This window comes from Bacillus sp. LR--39, assembly GCF_053613335.1.
In genome coordinates, this window is record NZ_JBSIOT010000086.1 from 1 (window position 1) to 1,774 (window position 1,774).

The following is a 1,774-nucleotide window of genomic DNA, read 5'->3' on the forward strand; positions in this document are numbered from 1 at the left end:
GGTATAGTTGGGCTGACATGCTGAAAGAATTGACGTCATTGCCAGAAACAGCATGATTTTCTTCATCACGACACCTGCCTATTATGAAAATTTTACCTTTGTCATTCTATTATAACAAAAAGAAAAAGTCCGATTTACTATTCCACACATGCTATAATAATTTTGGAATCTTCTAGAAAAATCATCGTGATGTACATATAAGGGGGATCAACGTGTATCGGATTTTGCTTGTGGAAGATGATGAGCGGATTGCTTCTTTGCTGGGCGGTCATCTTCAAAAATACGGATATGAAGTGAAAATTGCTGAACAGCTGAATGATATAAAATTGGAATTTGCAGAAATGAAGCCTGATCTTGTGCTCCTTGATATCAACCTGCCTTTTTTTGACGGGTTTTATTGGTGCAGGCAAATCCGTACCATTTCCAATGCGCCGATTATCTTTATATCGGCACGGACCGATGAGCTGAATCAGGTAATGGCGATTGAAAATGGCGGCGATGATTATATCACAAAGCCGTTCCATCTAGAGGTAGTGATGGCCAAAATCAAAAGCGTCCTGCGCCGCACATATGGTGAATATTCGCCCTCTTTGCCGCAGGAATCTAGAATAGTGGAGCTTGGCGGGCTGACGATTTATCCTGATCAGAATGAGGCCGAATGGAACAGCGTCCGGATTTTGTTTTCCCAAAAAGAATTCCTGCTTCTCTCGATTTTTGTGAGGGAGCATAAAAAAATTGTCTCTCGTGATGAACTATTGGAGGCGTTATGGGATGACGTTGATTTTGTCGATGACAATACGTTAACGGTCAATGTCAATCGGCTGCGGAGAAAACTGGAGAATGCAGGACTGACAGATTGCATTTCCACAATCAGAGGACAAGGTTATCAATTTCAAGTCAATCGGAAGGATGAAGCGGAATGTTAAAGACTTATCTCATCGACCGCTTAGCCATTATTCTATTTTCATTATTAGGGATAGGGTCCGCCATGCTGATTGCGTATTTAAGCATTGTAGAGAGCGGCGCAGAACCTTCCAAAGAAAATATGATGTACATATGGATTTTGCCCGGTACTCTTTTAGCCGCAGGTTTTGCTGCTGATTATGTTCGGCAATTTTCCTTTCTCACATATGTTAAAAAGCTTGCAGAACAAGCCTCTTCTTCGAATGACATCGGACAGTCTTTGAAAGCCAGAAAGCCAAGAACAGGAGAGCAAGCGCTTTGGACGAAAATGATCAACGCACTCGGGCAGCAATACGAAAGCAGGCTCTCACAATATATCAATCAGCAAAAACAGCATTATACCTTCACCAACCAATGGGTCCACCATATGAAAACACCGGTATCCGTCATATCCTTAATGATTCAGGAAGGAAAAAACGGAACCTCATCCTCTTTTTCGACGTTTTTAGAGGAGCTGGAGGATGAGAATGAGAGATTTCGCCACGGTCTTGAGATGATGCTGCAAACGGCCCGGCTGGAGGAATTTGCATTTGATGTAAAGCCGCAAACCTTTGATTTGGCAGAAATGGTTCGTTCACTGATCAATCAGGAAAAACGTCAGTTTATCAAGCGGCGCCTTTTTCCAACATTACATGTGCCGCCAAATGCCGTTCAGATTTCCAGTGATCAAAAGTGGCTTTCCTTTGTTGTTGAGCAAATCCTTTTCAACGCCTTAAAATATTCCAAGCAAGGTGTGGGAGACCCTATTACAATCCGGATTGAAACACAGGGACATGAGACGCGATTGTCGGTTCCCGACGAAGGAATCGGC

The 1,774-nt window shown here is 42.8% G+C and carries 2 protein-coding genes and 1 pseudogene; 2 read left to right on the plus strand and 1 reads right to left on the minus strand.

The window, feature by feature from the left end:
* Positions 1-66: pseudogene (locus ACWHAR_RS20520) on the minus strand (hypothetical protein); the annotation flags it as partial.
* 146 nt (positions 67-212) lie between these two features.
* Between ACWHAR_RS20520 and psdR the strand changes: the two are divergent.
* Together psdR and psdS are read left to right on the plus strand one after the other, a co-directional pair.
* Positions 213-926: a two-component system response regulator PsdR gene (gene psdR, locus ACWHAR_RS20525; RefSeq protein ID WP_452087666.1), complete on the plus strand. Its 714-nt coding sequence runs from the start codon at positions 213-215 to the stop codon at positions 924-926.
* Positions 920-1,774 (plus strand): two-component sensor histidine kinase PsdS (gene psdS, locus ACWHAR_RS20530; protein ID WP_452087667.1); only part of this gene is annotated, 855 nt, incomplete at its 3' end. The genes psdR and psdS, both read left to right, overlap by 7 nt.